Here is a 15,373-nt window from a genome sequence, read left to right as displayed (position 1 = left end):
CCCCAGCCCTCTCCCTGAAGGGAGAGGGGGCTTTCCGTGCCGGCGGCTATTTCCGTGCCAGCCGGCAACGCCGTAGTTTCCGACGAGCACTGCAGGTGCGCTTGATGCCGAACGGTCCCCTCTCCCTTCAGGGAGAGGGCTAGGGAGAGGGGCGGCCTTGAACTCCCGCACCGGACCCCCCGGCAAACACCCCCCTACCAGCATCACCCCACCAACCGCTTCTTCAAATAAAACCGCTGATGCCCCGGCGGGCAATCCTCCAGCACCCCCATCGGCTCGAACCCCTGCTTCCGATAGAACTCCGGCGCCTGGAAGCTGTAGGTATAGAGGAACACCCCCACGCAGCCGCGGCGCCGCGCTTCCTCCTCGGCCAGCGCCAGCAACTGCGCACCCAACCCTGCGCCGCGCTGCCTCGCATCCAGCCACAGATAGTCCACGTACAACCACCCCATCCCCGAATGCCCGAACATCCCGCCCACCACCCGGTCCCCGGCGTCGCGGGCGTACAGCTCGAAGTCCTCGTAGCCGTAGGCCTCGCCCATCTGCTCGATGTTGTAGGCGCGCAGGCCTTCCTCCACGACGGCCCGGGCCTGGGGATCGGCGCCCGGGGTGAACTGGTAGCTGGCTTGCGACATGGCGCCTCCTGGCGGATGGAAAGCGCCTAGTCTAGAGGTTAAGCGGGGCCCGTGTCCGGTGCCCCGCGCTGGCACCGGCGCGCGCTTTGGGGAAGAATGCGCGCCCGCCGCCCCATACCGAGCTTTCCCATGACCGCCATCCGCGAGCACCGCCCATGAGCACCGCCACCGTCGAGCTGGTGCGTACCGGCCCCGAACACAGCGAGCTGATCCGCAACCTCTACCAGTTCTATGCCTACGAGTCCTCGGACTGGGAGCAGGAGGACGTCGAGGCCGACGGCCGCTTCTACATCCACGAGGAACACCTGGCGCGCTACTGGCAGGCGTCGCAGTGGAGCGCCGAGCTGGTGCTGGTCGACGGCTTCATCGCCGGCTTCGTGCTCATCGAGCGCAGCGAGCTGCCGGGCATCGACGCCCTGGAGCTGGCCGACCTGTTCATCCTGAAGAAGTACCGCCACCAGGGCATCGGCCGCGCCGTGGCGACCCAGGTGCTGACCCGCGGGGAGGGCGCCTGGCTGGTGCATTTCTACCGCCAGGACGAAACGGCCCGGGCCTTCTGGCAGGCGGTGCTGGCCGAACTGCCGCGGCCAGCGCGGCCCATCGAGTCGGTCGACGACGAGCAGTTGCTGAGCTACCTGGTGACGCCGGTCACCCACTGAGGCACTGTGCGCCCGGGTCATAGGTCTGTCATTTCCGATCATTGAGCCGCGCCGGGGCCGGTCTTATGGTTCCTCTGACCACGGCGTCCGGCGCTGCCGGATGGTTCTCCATGACAAGAAGACAGAGGAACCGATGATGAGCGAATTGCAACTGCACCCCCAGGCTGCCGCTTCCCTCCAGCACTGGCACCGCATGATCGAGCGGCGCGACTTCGGCGCGCTGCCTGAGCTGCTGGCCGAGGACGTGGTGTTCCGCTCGCCCATGGCCCACACGCCCTACCCGGGGGCGAAGGTGGCGGCGACCATCCTCAACACCGTGCTGCAGGTCTTCGCCGACTTCACCTACCACCGCGAGCTGGCCACCGCCGACGGCCTGAGCGTGGTGCTGGAGTTCAGCGCCAAGGTCAACGGCCGCGAGCTCAAGGGCATCGACATGATCCGCTTCGACGAGCAGGGCCGCATCGTCGAGTTCGAAGTCATGGTCCGCCCCATGAGCGGCCTGCAGGCCCTCGGCGAGGAAATGGGCCGGCGCCTGGGCGCCTACCTGGCGGCAACCAAGGCCTGAGCCACACGGCCCGGCGCCGAGCCGGGCCGAACGCACGGGGCGCCGGCGCCCTGTGCTAGGCTGAGGCGGTTGTCCTCCCCAGCCGAGTGAACAGGGATGCTCGCTGCACTCAAGCGTTACCCGCGGTCGGTGAACCTGCTGTTCTGCGCCACCTTCGTCCTGACCCTGGGGCGGGCCATCAGCCTGCCGTTCCTGGTCGTCTACCTGTCCTCGACCTTCGGCCTGCCGATCGCCCGCATCGGCGCCATCGTCGGCGGCGCGCTGATCGCCGGCTCCGTGCTGAGCCTGTACGGCGGCTACCTGACCGACCGCCTCTCCAGCCGCGGGCTCATCCTGGGCTATACCGCGTGCTTCATCGCCGGCTTCGTCGGCATGTGCCTGGCCGCCGACCTCTGGCTGTTCTTCGGCTTCCTGGTGGCCTTCAACTTCGCCTACTCGGCGGTGGACGTGGTGGTGAAGGCGAGCTTCGGCCGCCTGCTGCCGGCGCAGGAACAGGGCCGCGCCTTTTCCATCCGCTACACCTTCATCAATATCGGCTATGCCGTCGGCCCCTTCCTCGGCGCCGGGCTGGCCCACTGGGCGCCGAAGCTGCCATTCGTGGTCTCCGCGCTGCTCGGCGGCGGCTTCCTGCTGCTCTACCTGGTCCATGGCGAGCGCAGCCAGCGCCCGGCCCCGACCGGGCAGGCGCCGGTGGCTTTCCTCGCCCTGGGCCGTGTGCTGCTGGATGACCGGCGCCTGGTCTGCTTCACCTTCGGCGGCGTGCTCAGCGCGGTGGTGTTCGGCCAGTTCACCGCCTACCTCTCGCAGTACCTGGTCACCACCCGCGGCGCCGAGGCGGCCTACCAGGTCATCAGCAGCGTGGTGGCGGTCAACGCCCTGGTGGTGATCGCCCTGCAATATCCGCTGGGCCGGCGCATCGACGAGCGCCGCCTGGAGACCTGGCTGCTGGCCGGGCTGGCGCTGTTCCTGGCCGGGGTGATCGGCTTCGCGCTGTCCACCAGCGTGCTGCACTGGGTGCTGGCGATGGCCGTGTTCACCCTGGGCGAGATCATCGTGTTCCCCGCCGAATACATGTTCATCGACCGCATCGCCCCGCCGCGGCTGCGCGGCATGTACTACGGCGCGCAGAACCTCTCCAACCTCGGCGGCGCCCTGGGGCCGGTGCTCTGCGGCTGGGTGCTGGCGAGCCTGCCGGCGCACTGGATGTTCGTGATGCTGGGCGCCTTCGTCGTCGCCGGCGGGGTGTTCTACCGCCTGGGCGCGGCGCTGCCGGCGGCGCCCCGGCAACCCTGAGGCATCGGCGGGGCGGTCGACGATGGCCAGGGCCTTCGGCAATCGTTCGGCATGGGCGGTCTGGGTCATCGGCGGACCTCCGGCGTGGTGATGTCCCGGTATTGGCGAGCATCGGGCAGGGCTCTTTCCGACGAGTTCTGGTCCTTTCCGGGAACAACTCAGACCTTTCCCATTTATTAGTGACGCCCCACCCCCTGAACCTTGGACCTGGCGTTGCCCGACAGCCTTCGGCTGGCGGACCGGTGCCATCCATCGTCAATGGGAAGGGCGCTCTGCTCGCGTGGGGCTCCCAATAGAGGGGCCTCAGTGGCTATCGGATATTTCATTCGTTGTGGGGACAAGACCAGCTGTGGTGGTGTGGTGCTGGAAGCCGATACGCGCGTCATGATGTTCGGCGTTGCCCGTGCGCGTGAGGGCGACCGGGTTTCCTGTGGCAAGGACGGCAAGACCTACCGAATCCTCGGAGGGATTCCACATATCCGCAGCCACGGCAAACTCGTGGCGGGCTCTCTGGACAGCATCAGTGGCTGCCCCTGCAAGGCCAGGCTGATCCCATCGTTGTTCAGCGCTACCTACCGATCGGCCCAGGGTGACCTCAGGGCCGCGACAGCCGCACCGCCATCCCCCGTTGTCGCGATGCCGCTAGCCGCAGCTTCATTGAAGCCCCCAAAACCGCTCGTCAACAACTTTCAGGAAGAGGAGGAAGAAGAGGAAGAGCTGGAGGAGGCCGGCATCGTGCTGCGCCTGGGCCTGTTCTTCGACGGCACCGGCAACAACGAGGCCAACAGCGCGGCCGCTGCCGGCTGCTTCGCCGCCGATGTGGGGCTGGCTGCGGAAGTCGCCGAGGACATTCGCCAGTATTGCGCGGCCCTGGGGTATGACGGCCAGGGCGGGGCGCCGGACAACAGTTATGGCAATGACCTCAGTAATGTCGCGCGTCTCTATGGCCTCTATCCGGACGATACGCTCGTGCAATTGCCTCCAGGAGCTGAAGAAGCTCACATCAAGGTTTATCTTGAAGGCATCGGCACCAGCAGTGGCCTGGCTGACTCCCTCTATAGCCAGGGCACTGGCCACGGGGATACCGGTGTGGTGGCACGGGTCGAACAGATGCCGGCGCTGACTCTGAAGCAATTACGGTTACTGCAAGATACTAACCCCGGCCTCAAAATTCGTCGGATCGAGATCGACCTGTTCGGCTTCAGCCGGGGCGCGGCGGCGGCGCGGCACTGCGCCAACGACCTGCTCAAGGGCGCGAACAGCCTGCTGGCCCGCTCGCTGCCCGCCGGCTCGTCCTTGTTGGTACCCGGGTTCGTCTGGCGCCATCGCAGCGACGTCATCCTCAACTTCATCGGGTTGTTCGATACCGTGGCCGGCATCGTCTCGCCGCAGACCCTCGATTTCAGCCCGCACAATGCCAGGAATTCCGGGTTGCAGCTGCGGCTCGCACCGGGCACGGCCCGCCAGGTGGTTCACCTGGTGGCCGATCATGAATACCGCCACAACTTCTCCCTGACCCAGGCCGAGCTGGACATCGTGCTCCCGGGTTGCCATTCGGACATCGGTGGCGGTTACCTGCCCCTGGCCAGGGAGAAGCTGTTGCTGAGCAAGCCCGACAGCAGCCTCGAGATCGCCTCGCTCGCCACCGAGCGCAGCGGGGCCCACTGGCGCACCAGGCAGCGCTTCGACCGGGAGTTGCGCCACTGGTCGGCCTATGTACCGCCCGAGGGGTTGAGCGTCGCCACTTGGTCGGTACAGGTTCGCCATCGCGCACGGGACACGGTGGCGGAAAAGCGGGTGTACGCCGCCATCGCCAGCGAGCGAGAGGTGCGCGGCGAACTGTCGCTGGTGTACCTGCGCATCATGCGGGAATGGGCGGTGCGTGCCGGGGTGGCATTCGATCCGATAGACCCGAACGACGACCGCATGGCCTTGCCGCAAGAACTGCAGCCCATCGCCGCCAAGTTGCAGGCTTTCGCCCTGGGCGAAGCCTTCACGCCCCTCACCGCCGAGGAAACCGCCTTGCTGCGCCGTCGCTACATCCACCTCTCGGCCAACTGGAATGCCGCCAAGGGCTGGAACAACAGCGCCCTGGACGTGGCGTTCATCCATCGCCCAGCCGAGGGTATGCAGCGCAAGGAGCACCCCAATGAGTAGATTCAGAATCCTGGTACTGCTGGGCTTGGTGCTCGGGCTGGCCGGCTGTGCCGGCGGAGCCCACCGGCTGCCCTATGACTCGTGGCGCCTGGGTTTCGGTACCCCAAATTACATGGAGGTGTGGATCGAGACCGCCGATGCAGTGGATGTGCAGGATCGTGTCTTCCATCGCGCCATGAGTGGGATTGCCTCGACCCAGAGGCCGAAAGATCTCAAAAGCGATCCACGGGGCTGGCCAGAGCGGCCTGGAGCCGGAGCGGGTAAACAGGTGGTGGGCGCCGACCTGCCGCGCCTGATCTACGTGCGCTGGCAGTCCCTGGTCGAGCCGCAGACCTATGAGGCCTATATCGTGATCCCCGAAGCCACCCGGCAATTGATGGTTATAGGGGAAAAGGCATTCTGCCGAGCCGATGCCAAGTGGATCACGGGCTATCGCGACATGCTGACTGTAGGCCTGGCACCGGGAGGTATCGCCAAGGTATGGCTCATGGGAGGGTGCTTGGCGCCGATCAATGTCACGCGGGTGCAGGGTACCGTCGTGAAGAAAGGTCCCTATGGAGGCAAGTCGGGTGGCCAGCACCGGCCACTATCCGCGACGTCCAAAGCCTATATCGAGAAGTATGGGATTCCCTATGGTTCGTGGTGATCCCATTGACCGCAGGCTCCGAACGCTGGTGCTGCTGGGCTTGCTGCTCGGGCTGGCCGGCTGCGCCGGTGGCGCCCACCGGCTGCCCTATGACTCGTGGCGCCTGGGTTTGTTCGCGCCCAACTACATGGAAGTGTGGATCGAAACCGCCGATGCGGTGGATGTGCAGGATCGCGTCTTTCGCCGTGCCATGAACGGGGTTGCCGCGATCAATACCCCGAAGAACCTCAAGGGTGATCCACGGGGCTGGCCGACCCGGCCTGGAGCCGGGGCAGGCAAACAGGTACTGGGGGCCGACCTGCCGCGCCTGATCTACGTGCGCTGGCAGTCCCTGGCCGAGCCGCAGACCTACGAGGCCTATATCGTAATCCCTGAGGCCACCCGAAGAGCGATGGTGAAACCGGAGACAGGCTATTGCCCGGCCAGGGGATTTGGCGCGAAGACTATCGCGACATGCTGACGGTAGGCTTGGCGCCGGGAGGCATCGCCAAGGTCTGGCTTATGGGAGGGTGTTTGGCGCCGATCGATGTCACGCGGGTGCAGGGCACCGTGGTGAGGAAAGGACCCGACGGTGGGCTGAGCGGCGGTCAATATGCTTTACCCCTTGAGCCGGAGTCCAAAGCCTATATCGAGAAATACGGGATTCCCTATGGCTCCTGGTGAGCCCTCCGGCCCGGCGTGACACCACCCCCGGACCCGCAGGGAAGCCATCCCGGGCCACCGGCCGGCGTTGCCGCTTGCGTCGCGTTCGCGGCCATTGGTAGCCTTCGCGGCCTAAGAAGAACACAGGCCCCGGGTATGGTGATCAGGGTTGTCGAAGCGCAGGAAGTCGATCAGCAGCGGATAGCCATTCCGGGTTGGGAGCAGCAGTACACGCAGATGTCCGCCGGGCGGTTCGCCGGGCGCATCCTGCATGCCGAGGTCGAGGGCATCGAGCTCTACGAGGAGCAGATGAACCTGCGCGTGGAACAGGAGTTCCATGCGCCGCCCGGCGCGCTGGTGTTCAGCTTCGACATGTCGGAGAACAGCCTCTACCTGCTCGATGGCGAGACGCGCAACGCCTGGGTCACGCCGGAGAACTACCGCGAGGTGGCGGTGGTGATCAAGCAGGCGGGGCAGTGGGACCAGGCGCTGGACGACTTCGCCGACCTGGTGCTGACGCCCCTGCGCTCCGACGGCTTCCGCGCGCTGGCGGCTTCGCTGAGCAGCATGCTCACCGGCTCGGGCGCCGGGGCGCAGCCGGTGGACGCCCCCGGTGTGGTGCAGGCCATAGTCGCCAACTGCTTCTCCCTGCTCTGCGAGGCGCCGGCCGGCGACGAGCACCGCGCGCGCTCCATCGTCCAGGCCAAGCGCGTGGTGCAGCGCGTCCGGGACCTGGTGAACGACTGCCCCGAGGAGAACTTCGCGATGGCCGAGCTGGCCGCGAAGGCGGGCGTCTCGCCGCGCACCCTGCAGCAATCCTTCCTGCGCTACGCCGGCATGCCGCCCATCGTCTGGCTGCGCAACCGCCGCCTGAACGCCGCCCGCCGCGACCTGCTGGGCGCCGCCGGGTCGGGCGTGAGCGTCGCCGAGGTGGCCATGAAGTGGTCGTTCTGGCACCTGGGGCGCTTCTCCCAGTCCTATCACGCGCTGTTCGGCGAGTACCCCAAGGCCACTGTCCGGCAGGGGGCACGGCCTTAGTACCGTTAACCCTGGGTATCGGCGTTTCGGCCTGCGGCGGATAACCGCGAACGGTTATGCGCCCTACGGTATGGGAAAGGTGGAGTGCGAGGATGGCGCCGAACTACCAGCGCACTCAGGACAGCCCCCTCTCCCGCTTGCGGGAGAGGGTTGGGGAGAGGGTGCTCTTACTAGTAGGAGCGGCAAGCGAGCTTGCTCGCGAATGAGCCCGCAGCGGAGTCTGTTCGCGAGCAAGAACCAGGCGTCCCCCTCGCTCCTACGAAGAGCATTTCGGCGCGTCCTCAGCCCAGCATCTCGCGCAGCCGGTACCAGGCCATGCCCAGGGCCAGCAGCGGCGAGCGCAGCAGCTTGCCGCCGGGGAAGGTCAGGTGCGGCACCGCGCTGAACAGGTCCAGGCCCTGGCTGTGGCCGGTGTGGATGGCTTCCGCCAGCAGCTTCGCCGACCAGTGCGTGACGTTCAGCCCGTGGCCGGAGTAGCCCTGGGCGAAGAACACGTTCGGCTGTGCCTTGAGCCGCCCGACCTGGGGGAAGCGGTTGGCGGTGATGCCGATCATGCCGCCCCACTGGTAGTCGAGCCTCACGTCCGCCAGCTGCGGGAACACCTTGAGCACCTTCGGCCGCATGTAGGCGCCGATGTCCTTCGGGTCGCGCCCGGAATAGTGGCAGGCGCCGCCGAACAGTAGGCGGCGGTCGGCCGTCAGGCGGTAGTAGTCCAGCCCCACCTTCTGGTCGCACAGCGCCATGTTCTGCGGGATCAGCCGCGCCGCCAGCGCCTCGGGCAGCGGTTCGCTGGCCACCACGTAGCTGCCGGCGGGCAGCACCTTGCCGGTCAGCCGCGGTTCCAGGTCGTCGAGGTGCGCATTGCAGCCGAGCACCAGGTTGTCCGCCAGCACCCGGCCTTGCGTGCAGTGCACCACCACCTGCCTGCCATGCTCGATGCGCAGGGCGGGGCTGCGCTCGAAGACCCTGGCGCCGAGGGCGGCTGCCGCGCGGGCCTCGGCGCGCACCAGGTCCAGCGGGTGCAGGTGCCCCGAGCCCATGTCCACCAGGCCGCCGGCGTACTGGTCGCTGGCCACCACCTCGTGGATCCGGCTCGCCTCGACAAGGCGGGTCTGGTGCGGGTAGCCGGACGCGTTCAGGGCTTGCTGCTCCTCGGCCATGGCGGCGAACTGGGCCGGGGTGTTGGCCAGCTCGCAGAAGCCCCAGCGCAGGTCGCATTCGATGTTCAGGTCGCGGATGCGCTCGGCGACCAGGGCCACCGAGTCGATCCCGGCCCGCTCCAGGTAGCGCACCCCTTCATCACCGACGTACCTGGCGAAGCCGCTGACGTCGTGGCCGATGCCGCGGATCAGCTGGCCGCCGTTGCGCCCGCTGGCGCCCCAGCCGATGCGCCGGGCCTCCAGCAGCACCACGGAGTGGCCGCGCTGGGCCAGCTCCAGGGCGGTGTTGACGCCGGTGAGCCCGCCGCCGACGACGCAGACGTCCGCGCGGACGTCCCCTTCCAGCGAGGGATACGGCTGTTTGTCCCGGGCGGTCGCGGCGTAGTAGGACGCGACCTGCTCGTCGGTGTGGCGCATGGCTCGCTCTCGCTTCATTGGTTGAACTTGATCTTGCTCCAGCTGCGGGTCATCAGGCGCATGATCTTGGGCGGCGGCGCCTTGGCGATGTACAGCTTGTCGAGCACTTCCTGGCTCGGGTAGACCTCGGGGTCGTTCTGCATCCGGGCAGGCAGCAGCGCCTTGGCGTCGCCGTTGGCGCTCGGGTAGCCGACGTACTCGCTGATGCTGGCGATCACCTTCGGGTCGAGGATGTAGTTGATGAACGCCAGGGCCTGTTCGGGGTGGGTCGCGTCCGAGGGAATGGCCATCAGGTCGAACCACAGGTTGGCGCCTTCCTTGGGAATGGCGTAGGCGATCTCGATGCCGTTCCCGGCTTCCTTGGCCCGCGCCGCGGCCTGGAATACGTCGCCGGAGTAGCCGAAGGCCACGCAGATGTTGCCGTTGGCCAGGTCCGAGATGTACTTCGAGGAATGGAAGTAGGTGACGTAGGGGCGCACCGCCACCAGCTTGGCCTCGGCCTTGGGATAGTCCGCCGGGTTGGTGCTGTTGGGGTCCAGGCCCAGGTAGTTGAGCACCGAGGGGATCATCTCGTCGGGCGAGTCCATGAAGGCGACGCCGCACGCGCTGAGCTTCTTGATGTTCTCCGGCTCGAACAGCGCCGACCAGGAGTCGATGTGGTCGACGCCCAGCACCTGCTTGACCTTGGCGACGTTGTAGCCGATGCCGTTGGTGCCCCACAGGTAGGGCACCGAGTGCTTGTTGCCCGGGTCGTTCTGCTCCAGCAGCTTGAGCAGTTTCGGGTCCAGGTGCTGCCAGTTCGGCAGCTTGCTGCGGTCCAGCTCCAGGAACACCCCGGCCTGCACCTGGCGGGTGAGGAAGTGGTTGGAGGGCACCACCACGTCGTAGCCGGAACGGCCGGCCAGCAGCTTGCCTTCCAGGGTCTCGTTGGAGTCGAAGACGTCGTAGACCGGCTTGATGCCGGTGGCCTTCTGGAAGCCGCCGAGGGTGTCGGGGGCGATGTAGTCGGTCCAGTTGTAGACGCTGACGGTCGGTTCGGCGTGGGCGCCCGCGGCCAGCGTGGCCAGGGCGAAGGGCGCAAGGTAGCGCAGCAGTCTCATGACGGCTCCTGAATTGTTGTTGTGATCGACGTGAAGGGCGGATCAGACGCTCAGCAGCAGGAACTCGCGCTCCCAGGAGCTGATCACGCGCTTGTAGTTCTCGTGCTCGGTGCGTTTCACCGCGACGTAGCCCTGGACGAACTTGCGGCCCAGGTATTCGCCGAGCACCTCGCAGTCTTCCATCTGCGCCAGGGCGTCCTCGATGGTGATCGGCAGGCGCAGGTTGCGGCGCTCGTAGGCGCGCCCCTGCACCGGGGCACTGGGTTCGAGCCGCTCGAGCATGCCCAGGTAGCCGCAGAGCAGGCTGGCGGCCAGCGCCAGGTAGGGGTTGGCATCGGCACCGGGCAGGCGGTTCTCCACGCGCATGGCCGCGGGCGGGGCGGCCGGCACGCGCAGGCCCACGGTGCGGTTCTCTTCGCCCCACTCGACGTTCACCGGCGCGGAGGTGTCCGGCAGGAAGCGGCGGAAGGAGTTCACGTTCGGCGCGAACATCGGCAGCACCTTGGGGATGTACTTCTGCAAGCCGCCGATGAAGTGCCGGAACAGCTCGCTCATGGAGCCGTCCTCGTTGGCGAAGATGTTCCTGCCGGTGGCGATGTCCAGCACGCTCTGGTGGATGTGCATGGCGCTGCCCGGCTCGTCGGTGATCGGCTTGGCCATGAAGGTGGCGCTCACGTCGTGCTTGAGCGCGGCCTCGCGCATGGTGCGCTTGAACACGGTGATCTGGTCGGCCAGGCTCAGCGCGTCGCCGTGGCGGAAGTTGATCTCCATCTGCGCCGGGCCGTCCTCGTGGATCAGCGTGTCCAGGTCCAGGCCCTGCAGCTCGCACCAGTCGTAGACGTCCTCGAACAGCGGGTCGAATTCGTTGGCGGCGTCGATGGAGAAGCTCTGCCGGCCGCTCTCGGCGCGGCCCGAGCGGCCTACCGGGGCCTCCAGGGGAAGTCCGGGTCGCTGCTGCGCTTGGTCAGGTAGAACTCCATCTCCGGCGCCACCACCGGGCTCCAGCCCTTGTCCGCATAGAGCCCGAGGACGCGCTTGAGCACGTTGCGCGGCGACAGCTCGATGGGGTTGCCGTACTTGTCGAAGGTGTCGTGGATGACCATCGCGGTCGGTTCCAGCGCCCAGGGCACCAGGAAGATGGCGTTCGGGTCGGGCCGGCAGACCATGTCGATGTCGGCTTCGTCCAGCAGGTCGTAATAGACGTCGTCATCGACGAAATCGCCGGTGACGGTCTGCAGCAACACACTTTCCGGGAGCCGCATGCCCCCTTCGCCGAGGAACTTGTTGGTGGGGGAAATCTTGCCGCGGGCGATGCCGGTCAGGTCGCTGACCACGCATTCGACTTCGGTGATTTTCTGTTGCTTCAGCCGTTGCTCCAGTTGCTCGGCGGGGGTGCTCATACAAGCCTCGGATGGTCCATGGGTTCTGGTGGGTGCGCCGGCAGCGTGCCGCTGCCTGGCCGCGGGGCTAGTTTCGTCCGTAGGGCGGGGGGCGTTCTATCCATTTTCCGCAGGCTTCAGGCTTCAGGCGGCAGGGTGGGGTACCGTTCGACCGCCGGGGGCGGTGGCGTCGGTGTGATTTGATCGGGGTCAAACTTCCGTTCGCCCCGCGGCGTACAAGTGACCCGGCGGTTCCTTCCCATGCCGGCGCCACGCCAGGAGGTTTCCATGCCCATCGCCCAGCCTTCACAGCCCACCCAAGCCACCGACGAGCACTGGGTCGAGGCCCTGCCCGACGGCAGCCACGTGCTGATCCGGCCGTTGCGCGCGGAGGACCGCCAGCGCGAGGCGGACTTCATCGCCCGGCTGTCGCCGGAAGCGCGGCACTTCCGCTTCCTCTGCAGCATGCGCGAGGTCAGCCCGGCGCTGCTCGACCAGTTGATGGCGGTGGACTTCCACGACAGCGTCGCCTACGTCGCCCTGGTGCACCAGGATGGCGAGCTGGTGGAGGTGGGCGTCAGCCGCTACGCCCGCGGCGCCGACGCCGGCCAGTGCGAGTGCGCGGTAACGGTGGCCGACGACTGGCGGCACCGCGGCCTGGCGGCGGCCCTGATGCGCCACCTGATCGAGACCGCCCGGCGCAACGGCATGACGCAGATGTACTCGATCGATTCGGCGGCCAACGCCCCGATGCACGAGCTGGTGCGCTTCCTCGGCTTCAACAGCCACCAGGACCCGGACGACCCGACGCAGACGATCCACACCCTGCAACTGCAGCCGGCGACCTGAGGCGGGGAGGCAGCCATGCACATCCAACTGCTGTGCACCAGCGACGGGCGCTGCTATGTCCAGCTCGACCAGATCCGCGTGCCTTTCCAGGGCGCGGAGCAGGCCCGGGATTACCTGGCGTGCCTGCAGCAGCGCATCGCTGCGCCCCACGTGCTGGCCGAGGCGCAACGCCGCGACGCCGAGAAGCGCCAGGCCGGCTGAGCCTGCCCGCGGCCCACGGGCACTGTGCCCTGGGCCCTCCCGGCCGCCCACGCGGGGCGGCCATGCGCCTGGCCTTCAGGGGCGTATCGCCAGGATGCTGGAGTGCACCCGGTACAGCGCCTGCTCGGTGGTGCTGCCGACGATCTTCGCCAGCCCGGCGTGGTAGAGGGTGCCCATGACCACGACGTCGATCCGGTAGTCGTCGGCGAACTCGGCGATGACCCGGTTGGCCGCGCCCTTGATCAGGTGCAGGCACTTCTGCTCGATGCCGAAGCGCTCACCCAGGCGCTGCATGCGCTCGGTGGCGCGGCCGCTCATCTGTTCCTGGATCTCGCTGGTCCAGGCCACCGGCCCCACGGCATAGGCGAGGAAGCTGCTGCTCAGGTCGTAGGCCTGCAGCAGGTGCAGCTCGGCATCGCATTGCCGCGCCAACTGCTGGGCCGACTCGACGATGCGCGCGTTCAGCTCGTCGACCCGGGTGTCGTCCTGGGACAGGTCCAGCGCCGCCGCCACCTTGCGCGGCAGCGGATGCTCGGCGTGGCTCACCAGGTGCAGCGGCACCGGGCACTGGCGCAGCAGTTGCCAGTCCAGCGGCGTCATCAGCGCCCGGCTGACTGCCGTTTCGTAGTGCACGTCCTTGACCAGCAGGTCGAAACCGCGCTCGCGCACCAGGCGCAGGATTTCCTGCAGCGGGTCGTCGCTCCAGATCGCCTCGGCGCTGGCCTCGATGCCGCGGCCGCGCAGCAACGCCACCTGGTCGTCGAGCCAGCCCTGGTGGTGCTCCTGGATCGTCCGCCGGGCGCGTTGCTGCAGTTCGTAGTCGAGGGTGTTCAGGGCCGGCGCCAGGCTGTCCGGCATCAGCATGTGCAGGCTGGCGCCGGCGGAGCCGGCCAGGGCCTGGGCGCGGGCCATGGCGGCGGAATAGTGCAGGTGGGTGTCGCAGATCAGGAGCAGGCGCGAGTAGGCGTTCATGGCAGTCTCCGCAGCGGCGCCCGCGCCTACCGGGCGCGGGCTGGGTGGGTGTGAGCCTGGGCCGGGGCCGGCAGGGGTACTTTGATGCGTATCAAGAACGGTGGTGGAGAGGGGCCGGCAGCCGGTCGAAACGGACCACCGGCCCTTCCGCGGGCACCTGCCCCGGGGGCGGCGACGGCAGGCGCTCGCTGCGCAGCCAGATGCGCGTTGCCGGTACCCCGCTGCGCAGGCAGGCCTGTGCCGCGCTGCGGCCGAGAAAGTCGGAGGTGGCGCAGAACACCACGTCGGGCAGCCGCTCCAGCAACTGTCGGTGCAGGCGCTCCAACAGGCAGGCCCCGTGCACCTTTTCGTCGAGCAGGCCCAGGGAGTGCAACGAGCGGCGGCACTCCGGGGGCAGGCCTGCCAGGCTGGCCGCATCCGCGATCAGGTCCAGGTGCAGCCCGGGCATCCAGCAGGCCAGCTCGTCGATCGCCGCGACTACCGACAGCAGGCCGCTGCCGCTGGCCAGCACCAGCACCTGGCCGGCGCGCAGGGGGAGGGGCCAGCCGATGCCCAGCGGGCCCTGGTAGTCCAGCCAGCCCTCGGTGGCGGTGAACCGGCCGGGATGGCTGGCGCTGACGATGAAAGGTCCGTGGTGCTCCGGCAGGCTGATGTAGCTGTACGGCTGCAGCGTCCCGCCATGGGGGCCGAGCAGGCAGTACTGGCCGGGAATGACGGCGCTGCCTTCGTCATCCTCAAGCGCCAGGCGCAGGCATTGCCCCGTGCCCGGCACGCAAAGCACCTCCAGTAGCCGTACCCGTTCCATTGCGCGCCCCCTTGCCGAGGTCGATGACGCGTGGCTTCCCGGTCCAGGCTAGGCGTCGCGGGCCGCGCCGCCTTGACCGCCATCAAGTTCTGCGCCGCGGGGGCCGCGGCCGGCGTTTTGACCGGGATCAAGGACAGCGCCCGCGGCAGTCGCAGAATCGATTCGCCCCATTTCCGAGGCGTTTTCATCTTGCGGAGGAATTCCCCATGTCCGACCCCGCCAAGCAAGTCCCCATCACGCCGTCCGCCAACCAGCCCGCCAAGGCGCCAGCCCCCGCTGCCGGGCCCTTCGACACCCTGCGACGGCAGATCGACAGCCTGTTCGACGACTTCGGCCGCACGCCGCTGCGCCTGCCCTTCGGCCACAGCGCCTTCGACGTGGAGCCGTTCTGGCGGCGCGAGCCCTTCGCCCGCGGCCTGCCCGCGGTGGACGTCAGCGAGCAGGCCGAGGAATACCGCATCAGCGCCGAGCTGCCCGGCATGGATGAGAAGGACATCGAGGTCAAGCTGGCCAATGGCAACCTGGTCATCAAGGGCGAGAAGAAGGAAGAGAAGGACGAGCAGCGCAAGGAATACCACTTGTCGGAACGCCACTACGGCAGTTTCGAGCGGGTGTTCCGGCTGCCCCGGGAGGTCGACCCCGAGAAGGTCCACGCGCAGTTCGCCAAGGGCGTGCTGCAGGTGCACCTGCCCAAGCGCGCCGAGGCGGTCCATCCGGAGAAAATCATCCCGGTGAAGGCCAACGATTGACGCATCCGGGCGCGCCTGGCGGCAGGCGCGCCCCTTCGTCGAGGGGCGAAGCGCGGCATGGCGAAACGGCTATAGTGGGAAAATCCCCTTCCTGTCGGAGGTCCCG

General features: G+C 67.7%; 14 protein-coding genes and 2 pseudogenes. 10 read left to right on the top strand and 6 right to left on the bottom strand.

Going from position 1 to position 15,373, the window contains the following annotated elements:
• Positions 1-203 precede the first annotated feature (203 nt).
• Complete coding sequence (locus PKO50_RS17035; RefSeq protein ID WP_275630406.1) at positions 204-635, bottom strand: GNAT family N-acetyltransferase; 432 nt, start codon at positions 633-635, stop codon at positions 204-206.
• A gap of 155 nt (positions 636-790) precedes the next feature.
• On the opposite strand from PKO50_RS17035, the gene PKO50_RS17030 reads away from it, so the two are divergent.
• The 7 genes and pseudogenes from PKO50_RS17030 to PKO50_RS17000 all read left to right on the top strand — a co-directional run bounded on the left by PKO50_RS17030 (position 791) and on the right by PKO50_RS17000 (position 7,635).
• A complete protein-coding gene (locus PKO50_RS17030; RefSeq protein ID WP_109936448.1) occupies positions 791-1,294 on the top strand; it encodes a GNAT family N-acetyltransferase in 504 nt (167 codons plus the stop codon).
• Between the two features lie 136 nt (positions 1,295-1,430).
• Positions 1,431-1,859 carry a nuclear transport factor 2 family protein gene (locus tag PKO50_RS17025; RefSeq protein WP_109936449.1) on the top strand — a complete coding sequence of 143 codons (429 nt, stop codon included), beginning with the start codon at positions 1,431-1,433 and terminating at the stop codon, positions 1,857-1,859.
• Between the two features lie 96 nt (positions 1,860-1,955).
• Entirely contained in the window at positions 1,956-3,152 is a 1,197-nt protein-coding gene (locus PKO50_RS17020; protein ID WP_275630405.1) for an MFS transporter, read from the top strand.
• A gap of 258 nt (positions 3,153-3,410) precedes the next feature.
• Positions 3,411-5,309 (top strand): PAAR domain-containing protein, encoded by a 1,899-nt coding sequence (locus PKO50_RS17015; RefSeq protein ID WP_275630490.1) that lies wholly within the window; start codon positions 3,411-3,413, stop codon positions 5,307-5,309.
• The gene (locus tag PKO50_RS17010; RefSeq protein WP_275630404.1) at positions 5,302-5,955 is read left to right on the top strand and encodes a DUF2931 family protein; all 654 of its coding nucleotides are present in this window, start codon (positions 5,302-5,304) and stop codon (positions 5,953-5,955) included. The genes PKO50_RS17015 and PKO50_RS17010 overlap by 8 nt, the downstream gene beginning before the upstream one ends.
• Positions 5,942-6,618, top strand: a pseudogene (locus tag PKO50_RS17005) (DUF2931 family protein). The gene PKO50_RS17010 and the pseudogene PKO50_RS17005 overlap by 14 nt, the downstream one beginning before the upstream one ends.
• A gap of 135 nt (positions 6,619-6,753) precedes the next feature.
• Complete coding sequence (locus PKO50_RS17000) at positions 6,754-7,635, top strand: helix-turn-helix domain-containing protein (RefSeq protein ID WP_275630403.1); 882 nt, start codon at positions 6,754-6,756, stop codon at positions 7,633-7,635.
• A 281-nt stretch (positions 7,636-7,916) separates the two neighbouring features.
• Here the strand turns inward: PKO50_RS17000 and PKO50_RS16995 are convergent, their stop codons facing one another.
• From PKO50_RS16995 to PKO50_RS16985, 3 genes and pseudogenes are all read right to left on the bottom strand, one after another.
• Positions 7,917-9,212 carry an FAD-binding oxidoreductase gene (locus PKO50_RS16995; protein WP_275630402.1) on the bottom strand — a complete coding sequence of 432 codons (1,296 nt, stop codon included), beginning with the start codon at positions 9,210-9,212 and terminating at the stop codon, positions 7,917-7,919.
• A 14-nt stretch (positions 9,213-9,226) separates the two neighbouring features.
• Positions 9,227-10,312 (bottom strand): polyamine ABC transporter substrate-binding protein, encoded by a 1,086-nt coding sequence (locus tag PKO50_RS16990; protein WP_275630401.1) that lies wholly within the window; start codon positions 10,310-10,312, stop codon positions 9,227-9,229.
• A 42-nt stretch (positions 10,313-10,354) separates the two neighbouring features.
• Positions 10,355-11,712, bottom strand: a pseudogene (locus tag PKO50_RS16985) (glutamine synthetase family protein).
• Between the two features lie 267 nt (positions 11,713-11,979).
• On the opposite strand from PKO50_RS16985, the gene PKO50_RS16980 reads away from it, so the two are divergent.
• The gene (locus PKO50_RS16980) at positions 11,980-12,540 is read left to right on the top strand and encodes a GNAT family N-acetyltransferase (protein ID WP_275630400.1); all 561 of its coding nucleotides are present in this window, start codon (positions 11,980-11,982) and stop codon (positions 12,538-12,540) included.
• Between the two features lie 15 nt (positions 12,541-12,555).
• Positions 12,556-12,741 carry a hypothetical protein gene (locus PKO50_RS16975; RefSeq protein ID WP_109936956.1) on the top strand — a complete coding sequence of 62 codons (186 nt, stop codon included), beginning with the start codon at positions 12,556-12,558 and terminating at the stop codon, positions 12,739-12,741.
• 75 nt (positions 12,742-12,816) lie between these two features.
• On the opposite strand, the gene PKO50_RS16970 is transcribed toward PKO50_RS16975, so the two are convergent.
• Complete coding sequence (locus PKO50_RS16970; RefSeq protein WP_109936957.1) at positions 12,817-13,713, bottom strand: universal stress protein; 897 nt, start codon at positions 13,711-13,713, stop codon at positions 12,817-12,819.
• 91 nt (positions 13,714-13,804) lie between these two features.
• Complete coding sequence (locus PKO50_RS16965; RefSeq protein WP_275630399.1) at positions 13,805-14,518, bottom strand: hypothetical protein; 714 nt, start codon at positions 14,516-14,518, stop codon at positions 13,805-13,807.
• Positions 14,519-14,724: 206 nt separating this feature from the next.
• On the opposite strand from PKO50_RS16965, the gene PKO50_RS16960 reads away from it, so the two are divergent.
• Positions 14,725-15,267: an Hsp20/alpha crystallin family protein gene (locus PKO50_RS16960; protein ID WP_109936959.1), complete on the top strand. Its 543-nt coding sequence runs from the start codon at positions 14,725-14,727 to the stop codon at positions 15,265-15,267.
• The last annotated feature ends 106 nt before the right edge of the window (positions 15,268-15,373 follow it).

Source organism: Pseudomonas sp. 273 (genome assembly GCF_029201425.1).
GTDB lineage: Bacteria > Pseudomonadota > Gammaproteobacteria > Pseudomonadales > Pseudomonadaceae > Pseudomonas > Pseudomonas delhiensis.
This window is presented reverse-complemented; position numbering and strand designations above follow the sequence as displayed.

Excerpts from the sequence above, each read along its gene's own strand:
- PKO50_RS17035 (WP_275630406.1), bottom strand. The coding sequence starts at position 635 with ATGTCGCAAGCCAGCTACCAGTTCACCCCGGGCGCCGATCCCCAGGCC.
- PKO50_RS17030 (WP_109936448.1), top strand. The coding sequence starts at position 791 with ATGAGCACCGCCACCGTCGAGCTGGTGCGTACCGGCCCCGAACACAGC.
- PKO50_RS17025 (WP_109936449.1), top strand. The coding sequence starts at position 1,431 with ATGAGCGAATTGCAACTGCACCCCCAGGCTGCCGCTTCCCTCCAGCAC.
- PKO50_RS17020 (WP_275630405.1), top strand. The coding sequence starts at position 1,956 with ATGCTCGCTGCACTCAAGCGTTACCCGCGGTCGGTGAACCTGCTGTTC.
- PKO50_RS17015 (WP_275630490.1), top strand. The coding sequence starts at position 3,411 with ATGGGAAGGGCGCTCTGCTCGCGTGGGGCTCCCAATAGAGGGGCCTCA.
- PKO50_RS17010 (WP_275630404.1), top strand. The coding sequence starts at position 5,302 with ATGAGTAGATTCAGAATCCTGGTACTGCTGGGCTTGGTGCTCGGGCTG.
- PKO50_RS17000 (WP_275630403.1), top strand. The coding sequence starts at position 6,754 with ATGGTGATCAGGGTTGTCGAAGCGCAGGAAGTCGATCAGCAGCGGATA.
- PKO50_RS16995 (WP_275630402.1), bottom strand. The coding sequence starts at position 9,212 with ATGCGCCACACCGACGAGCAGGTCGCGTCCTACTACGCCGCGACCGCC.
- PKO50_RS16990 (WP_275630401.1), bottom strand. The coding sequence starts at position 10,312 with ATGAGACTGCTGCGCTACCTTGCGCCCTTCGCCCTGGCCACGCTGGCC.
- PKO50_RS16980 (WP_275630400.1), top strand. The coding sequence starts at position 11,980 with ATGCCCATCGCCCAGCCTTCACAGCCCACCCAAGCCACCGACGAGCAC.
- PKO50_RS16975 (WP_109936956.1), top strand. The coding sequence starts at position 12,556 with ATGCACATCCAACTGCTGTGCACCAGCGACGGGCGCTGCTATGTCCAG.
- PKO50_RS16970 (WP_109936957.1), bottom strand. The coding sequence starts at position 13,713 with ATGAACGCCTACTCGCGCCTGCTCCTGATCTGCGACACCCACCTGCAC.
- PKO50_RS16965 (WP_275630399.1), bottom strand. The coding sequence starts at position 14,518 with ATGGAACGGGTACGGCTACTGGAGGTGCTTTGCGTGCCGGGCACGGGG.
- PKO50_RS16960 (WP_109936959.1), top strand. The coding sequence starts at position 14,725 with ATGTCCGACCCCGCCAAGCAAGTCCCCATCACGCCGTCCGCCAACCAG.